We start from the raw sequence: 6,535 nt of genomic DNA, 5'->3' as shown, positions 1-6,535 counted from the left end.
AGCGCCTCCGCCGCCGAGATCGGATCGCCGCCGACGATCATCTTGACGGCGAGTTCCGGCCCCACCGCGCGCGGCAGCCGCTGTGTGCCGCCGGCGCCGGGCAGCAGCCCGAGCTTCACCTCCGGCAGGCCGAGCCGCGCATCCTTGGTTGCGACGCGAAAATGGCAGGCCAGCGCCACCTCGAGTCCGCCGCCGAGCGCGGTGCCGTGGATCGCGGCCACGATCGGCTTCGGCGAGCCCTCCATCTCGGTCAGCACCTCCTGCAGGCCGGGCGGCTTCGGCGGCTTGCCGAACTCGGTGATGTCGGCGCCGGCGATGAAGGTGCGGCCGCCGCAGGTCAGCACGATCGCCTTGACCTCGGGGTCCGCGATCGCCTGCTTCATACATTCCAGAATGCCGCCGCGCACCGCGGCGCTCAGCGCGTTCACCGGCGGGCTGTTGACCGTGACGATGCCGATGACGTCGTGACGTTCGAGCTTGACCACTTCGTTCACGCTACGCTCCTTGGATGCTTGTTGCGGATCGCTTGTTCTTGGTTCGTTAAACTTGCGTTGAGTAGCCACCGCTTGCGTTTACCAGCTGGGCCGGAGCCAGATATCGCACAGCGGAATTTAATTCCACATCTTGACATCGAGGGTTATTTTGAAGCACGTCGGTTGTCAACGCGGAGCAGCGGCAGGCGATGAAACGTTCGAGCAAGAAGGTCGCGACCGATCGCAATTTCGTCGTCGCACTTTCCCGCGGGCTCGATGTGCTGCGCGCCTTCCGTCCCAATGACGGCCTCCTCGGCAACCAGGAGATCGCGGCTCGCACCAACCTGCCGAAGCCCACCGTCTCCAGGCTGACCTACACGTTGACCAAGCTCGGCTATCTTACGCCGGTCCCGCGGTTTGAGAAGTATCAGCTCGCACCCGCCGCCATGGCGCTGGGCTATGCCGCACTTACGAACCTCGGGGTTCGTCACCTGTCGGAGCCGTTCCGCGAGGAGGTGATGCGCGAGACCGGCGGCGCGGTCGCGGTCGGTGGACGCGACCGGCACAGCATGATCTATTTCGGACAGAGCCGCAACGGGATGACGCTCGGCGTCCAGCTCGACGTCGGCTCTCGGGTGCCGATCGCAACCACGGCAATGGGCAGGGCCTATGTCTGGGCACTGCCGGCGGACGATCGCGCGGCGCTGCTGCGCGATCTGCGCGACCACTATGGCAGCCGCTGGTCCAAGCTGCGCGACGGTATCGAGCGCGCCGGTGAATTGATCGCCAGGCACGGCTTTGCGATGTCGGTGGGCGACTGGCAGCACGACGTGGCCGCAGTCGGCGTAGCACTAAAGTTAAATGACGGAACGGGTCCTTATTCGTTCAACTGCGGCGCGCCGGCATTCCGTTTCACGGAAGACCGGCTGCGGCACGACATTGGACCTCGTCTGGTCGCGATGGTAAGAAATATCGAGGCGGCGCTCGGCGGAATGACGCCGCCAACGACACAATCAAAAAAGCAAGAAACCAAGAGAATGAAAGCACCAGGAGGGAAAGTTGCACGCGTGGCCGAGGGGATCAGATAACCGTCAACGTCGCGACCGCGGCAGGGAGTCCTGCCGCATCCGCCCAATCAGCGCATTGGGCGGGGCGATATGACGCAGGCACAATTGGCGCAGGGCGCCGAGGCGCTGCTTTCGGTTCGCGACGTCAGCGTCGTGTTCGGTGGTATCGTGGCCCTGAACGGCGTTTCCTTCGACATGCGGCAGGGCCAGATCCTCGGCCTGATCGGGCCGAACGGCGCCGGCAAGACCACGTTGTTCAATTGCCTCAGCCGGCTCTACCAGCCGAGCTCCGGCGACATCCTGATGGAAGGCCAGAGCATCCTGAAACGGCCGCCGCACAAGATCGCCGAGATCGGCATCGGCCGCACCTTCCAGAACGTCGCACTGTTCGCCAACCTCTCGGTGCTCGACAACGTCCGCATCGGCACCCACGCCCGCACCTCCTCCGACATCATCTCGGACTCGCTGCGGCTGGCCTGGGTGCGCCGCGGCGAGAGCGCGATGAACAAACGCGTGCACGAGATCCTCGGCTATCTCGATCTCGAGGACGTCGCTCATACCATTGTCTCCGGCCTGCCGTTCGGCACCCAGAAGCGCGTCGAGCTCGCTCGCGCGCTTGCGGCCGACCCCAAGATCCTGCTGCTCGATGAGCCCGCTGGCGGCCTCAACCACGAGGAGGTCCATGTCCTCGGCGATCTGATCCGCCGCATCCGCGACGACCGCAAGATCACGGTGCTGCTGGTCGAGCATCACATGGGGCTCGTGATGTCGATCGCCGACCACGTCGTCGCGCTGAATTTCGGCCGCAAGCTCGCGGAGGGCACGCCGACCCAGGTGCAGTCCGACCCCGACGTGATCAAGGCCTATCTGGGGAGCAAGGAGCAATGACCGCGATGCTCAACATCAAGGATCTGCGCTCCTATTACGGCCAGGTGCAGGCGCTGCACGGCCTGAGCTTCGCGCTCAACGAGGGCAGCCTGACCACGCTGCTCGGCGCCAACGGCGCCGGCAAGACCACGACGCTGCGCGCGATCTGCAATATGGTGCGCTCGACCGGCGCGATCGAGTTCGACGGATCGTCGCTGATGGGCCGCTCGACCGAGAGCATCGTGCGGCTCGGCATCGCGCACGTGCCGCAGGGCCGCGGCACCTTCACCTCGCTGACGGTGGAGGAGAACCTGCAGCTCGGCGCCATCAGCCGCCGCGACCGCGCCGGCATCATCGCCGACATCGAGCGGATGTACGGCTACTTCCCGGTGCTGAAGGAGCGCTACACCCAGCAGGCCGGCACGCTGTCGGGCGGCGAGCAGCAGATGCTGGCGGTCGCCCGCGCGCTGATGCTGAAGCCGCGGCTGATGCTGCTCGACGAGCCATCGTTCGGCCTCGCACCGCTGATCGTGCGCGACCTCTTCAAGATCCTCGGCCGCATCAACCGCGAGGAGAAGGTCACGATCCTCGTGGTCGAGCAGAACGCGCAGCTCGCGCTCGAGCTCGCCGATCAGGCCCACGTGATCGAGACCGGCCGCATCGTGATGTCGGGCGGCGCGAAGGAGATCGCCAACAACGAGGACGTCCGCAAGTCCTATCTGGGTTACTAGGAGCGCCGGCACATGGAGCTTTTCACCAACCAAATCCTGGCCGGCATCTCGACCGGCGCGATCTACGCCTGCATGGCGCTCGCCGTGGTCATGATCTACCAGGCGATCGACCATCTCAATTTCGCGCAAGGCGAGATGGCGATGTTCTCGACCTTCATCTCCTGGCAGATGATGCAATGGGGCGTGCCCTACTGGCTCGCCTTCGTGCTGACGCTGATCTTCTCCTTCATCGCCGGCATCGCGATCGAGCGGGTGCTGTTCAAGCCGCTCGCCAAGGCGCCGATCCTGACCAACGTCGCCGGCTTCATCGCGCTCTATTCCATCATCAACTCCTGCGCCGGGCTGATCTGGGACTTCACCATCAAGCAATATCCGACGCCGTTCGGCTCCGCGCCCTTCCTCGGCAGCCAGTTGATCTCGACCCACCAGGCCGGCATGATCGGCATCACCTTGTTGATGCTGCTCGGCCTGTTCTTCTTCTTTCAGTATACGCGGATGGGACTGGCGATGCGGGCCGCCGCAGCGATGCCGGAATCGGCGCGGCTGGTCGGCATCAACACGAGCTGGATGATCGCGCTCGGCTGGGGCATGGCGGCGGCCATCGGCTCCGTCGCCGGCATGATGATCGCGCCCGTGGTGTTCCTGGAGCCCAACATGATGCTGGGCGTGCTGATTTACGGCTTCGCCGCCGCGGTGCTCGGCGGGCTGACGAGCCCGTTCGGCGCCGTGGTCGGCGGCTTTCTGGTCGGCATCTTCGAGAACCTGGTGGGAACCTACATCCCGGGGGTCGGCAATGAGCTGAAGCTGCCGATCGCGCTTGCCCTCATCATCACCGTGCTGGTCATCAAACCCGCCGGCCTGTTCGGCCGGCCCATCGTGAAGCGAGTTTGAGCATGAGCGCAGCCATCGAAGACGTCGTCACGGAAGCCCCGGCGGTCGAAGCCGTACCGAAGCGGGCCATGACGCTCGGCTCCGGCACCTCGCTGGTGGTGGTGCTGCTGCTGCTGGTCGTGCCGCTGTTGGTCAAGAACTTCATCATCTTCCAGATGACGATGCTCTTGATCTACGGCCTCGCCGTGCTGGCGCTCAACATCCTGACCGGCGGCAGCGGCCAGTTCTCGCTGGGCCAGAGCGCGTTCTACGCCATCGGCGCCTACACTTCCGCGATCCTGATGGAGCATTTCGACGTCAACTACGCGCTGACGCTGCCGATCGCGGGCGTGCTGTGCTTCGGGGCCGGCTTCCTGTTCGGCCAGCCGGCGCTGCGGCTGTCCGGCGTCTATCTCGCGCTCGCGACCTTCGCGCTTGCGACCGCGATGCCGCAGCTCCTCAAGCTCGGCTATTTCGAGAAGTGGACCGGCGGCGTGCAGGGCCTGGTCGTGACCAAGCCGGACGCACCGTTCGGCCTGCCGATGTCGCAGGACATGTGGCTGTATTATTTCACGCTCGTCGTCACGATCGCGATCTACGTGTTCTCGGTCAACCTGCTGCGCTCGCGCTCCGGACGCGCCTTCATGGCGATCCGCGACAACGAGATCGCAGCATCCGCGATGGGCGTCGACGTCGCGCTGTACAAGACGCTGGCGTTCGGCGTCTCCGCCGGCATCACCGGCGTCGCCGGTGGCCTTGGCGCCATCACGGTGCAGTTCGTGGCGCCCGACAGCTACACCATCACGCTTGCGATCTCCCTGTTCCTCGGCATGGTGGTCGGCGGCGTCGGCTGGCTGCCGGGATCGATCATCGGCTCGGCTTTCATCATCTTCGTGCCGAACATCGCGGAAGGCATCTCCAAGGGGCTGTCCGGTGCCGTATTCGGCGTGCTACTTTTCCTCGTGATCTACCTGGTGCCGCACGGCGCCCGACAGTTTGCCATGGTAGCGCATAACCTGATCGGCAAGGTCAGGAGGAATTGAGGAGCTGGAATGCGATCGAGCCTGCCACGTACCGCCGCACTCGCTGCGGCGGTAATCGCCTTTGCCTGTAGCGGAGCGTCCGCCCAGAAGAAATACGACACCGGAGCGACCGACACCGAGATCAAGGTCGGCAACATCATGCCGTACAGCGGCCCCGCTTCCGCCTATGGGGTGATCGGAAAGACCGAGCAGGCCTATTTCAACAAGGTCAACAACGAGGGCGGCATCAACGGCCGCAAGATCAATTTCATCTCCTATGACGACGGCTACAGCCCGCCGAAGGCAGTCGAGCAGGCGCGCAAGCTGGTCGAGAGCGACGAGGTCCTGCTGATCTTCAACTCGCTCGGCACCCCTTCGAACACGGCGATCGAGAAGTACATGAACGCCAAGAAGGTGCCGCAACTCTTCGTCGCGACCGGCGCCACCAAGTGGAACGATCCGAAGGAGTTCCCATGGACCATGGGCTGGCAGCCTTCCTACCAGAGCGAAGCGCACATTTATGCGAAGTACCTGATGAAGGAGAAGCCGGACGGCAAGATCGTGGTGCTCTACCAGAACGACGACTTCGGCAAGGACTACCTCAAGGGCCTGAAGGACGGGCTCGGGGCCAAGACCGCGATGATCATCGCAGAAGAGCCCTATGAGACCTCGGAGCCCTCGATCGACGGCCACGTCGTCAAGCTGAAGGCGACCGGCGCCGACGTCTTCATTTCGATCACCACGCCGAAATTCGCCGCGCAGGCGATCAAGAAGATCGCCGAGATCGAATGGCACCCCTTGCACATCGTTTCCAACGTCTCCTCCTCCGTCGGCGGCGTGATCAGGCCGGCCGGCTACGAGAACTCGCAAGGCATTCTGTCTGCTGCCTACGCCAAGGACGGCGCTGATCCGCAGTGGAACGGCGATCCCGGCATGAAGAAGTTTCTGGACTTCCTGGTCAAATACTACCCCGACGGCAACAGGCTCGACGCTTCCGTGGTGTATGGCTATGGCGCGGCGCAAACCATGGTGAAGGTGCTGCAGATGTGCGGCGACGACCTCACCCGCGCCAACGTCATGAAGCAGGCGGCGAGCCTGAAGGATTTTGCGCCCGACACGTTGCTGCCCGGCGTCAAGGTCAATACCTCCCCCACCGATTACGCCCCGCTGAAACAGCTTCAGATGATGCGGTTCAAGGGCGAGAAGTGGGACCTGTTCGGCGACATCATCACCGACGAGGTCGGCAACTAAAGCCTTTTCGAGCGAAGTGGATACCGGTTCGCGTGAAGAAAACGCGTCAAACAAAGAACCTAGAGCTTCCGTTCCGATTCCATCGGAACGGAAAAAGCTCTAGCGGCGCGTTTGCGGCCGCGCACGTTCGTGGCTGACAGGCCGTGCCGTCGTGACCGAAATGGTGCACTGGCATTTTGCCAGCCACCCTTAACCACGGTACGGTGATCGGACCATGCCGCAAATCCACGGCTCGACATCACTCGCCGGCCGGC

General features: G+C 63.9%; 7 protein-coding genes. 6 read left to right on the top strand and 1 reads right to left on the bottom strand.

Going from position 1 to position 6,535, the window contains the following annotated elements; translation table 11 throughout:
• On the bottom strand, positions 1-494 hold a 494-nt coding region (locus JOY90_RS04755), incomplete at its 3' end, for an enoyl-CoA hydratase/isomerase family protein (protein WP_291689999.1).
• Positions 495-682: 188 nt separating this feature from the next.
• Here JOY90_RS04755 and JOY90_RS04750 point away from each other — a divergent pair.
• The 6 genes from JOY90_RS04750 to JOY90_RS04725 all read left to right on the top strand — a co-directional run bounded on the left by JOY90_RS04750 (position 683) and on the right by JOY90_RS04725 (position 6,281).
• Positions 683-1,561 carry an IclR family transcriptional regulator gene (locus JOY90_RS04750; protein WP_291689998.1) on the top strand — a complete coding sequence of 293 codons (879 nt, stop codon included), beginning with the start codon at positions 683-685 and terminating at the stop codon, positions 1,559-1,561.
• Positions 1,562-1,630: 69 nt separating this feature from the next.
• The gene (locus JOY90_RS04745; RefSeq protein WP_291689997.1) at positions 1,631-2,428 is read left to right on the top strand and encodes an ABC transporter ATP-binding protein; all 798 of its coding nucleotides are present in this window, start codon (positions 1,631-1,633) and stop codon (positions 2,426-2,428) included.
• Positions 2,425-3,138, top strand: coding sequence for an ABC transporter ATP-binding protein (locus JOY90_RS04740; protein WP_291689996.1), 714 nt, complete (start codon positions 2,425-2,427; stop codon positions 3,136-3,138). Before JOY90_RS04745 ends, JOY90_RS04740 begins: the two co-directional genes overlap by 4 nt.
• 12 nt (positions 3,139-3,150) lie before the next feature.
• Complete coding sequence (locus JOY90_RS04735; RefSeq protein ID WP_291689995.1) at positions 3,151-4,029, top strand: branched-chain amino acid ABC transporter permease; 879 nt, start codon at positions 3,151-3,153, stop codon at positions 4,027-4,029.
• A 2-nt stretch (positions 4,030-4,031) separates the two neighbouring features.
• On the top strand, positions 4,032-5,051 hold the full coding sequence (locus JOY90_RS04730) for a branched-chain amino acid ABC transporter permease (protein WP_291689994.1): 1,020 nt from the start codon (positions 4,032-4,034) through the stop codon (positions 5,049-5,051).
• Between the two features lie 9 nt (positions 5,052-5,060).
• Positions 5,061-6,281: an ABC transporter substrate-binding protein gene (locus tag JOY90_RS04725; RefSeq protein ID WP_291689993.1), complete on the top strand. Its 1,221-nt coding sequence runs from the start codon at positions 5,061-5,063 to the stop codon at positions 6,279-6,281.
• The last annotated feature ends 254 nt before the right edge of the window (positions 6,282-6,535 follow it).

This window comes from Bradyrhizobium sp. (assembly GCF_019242285.1).
Taxonomy (GTDB): Bacteria; Pseudomonadota; Alphaproteobacteria; order Rhizobiales; family Xanthobacteraceae; genus Bradyrhizobium.
Note: the sequence above shows the minus strand (reverse complement) of the source record. Positions and strands in the feature narration are given on the sequence as shown.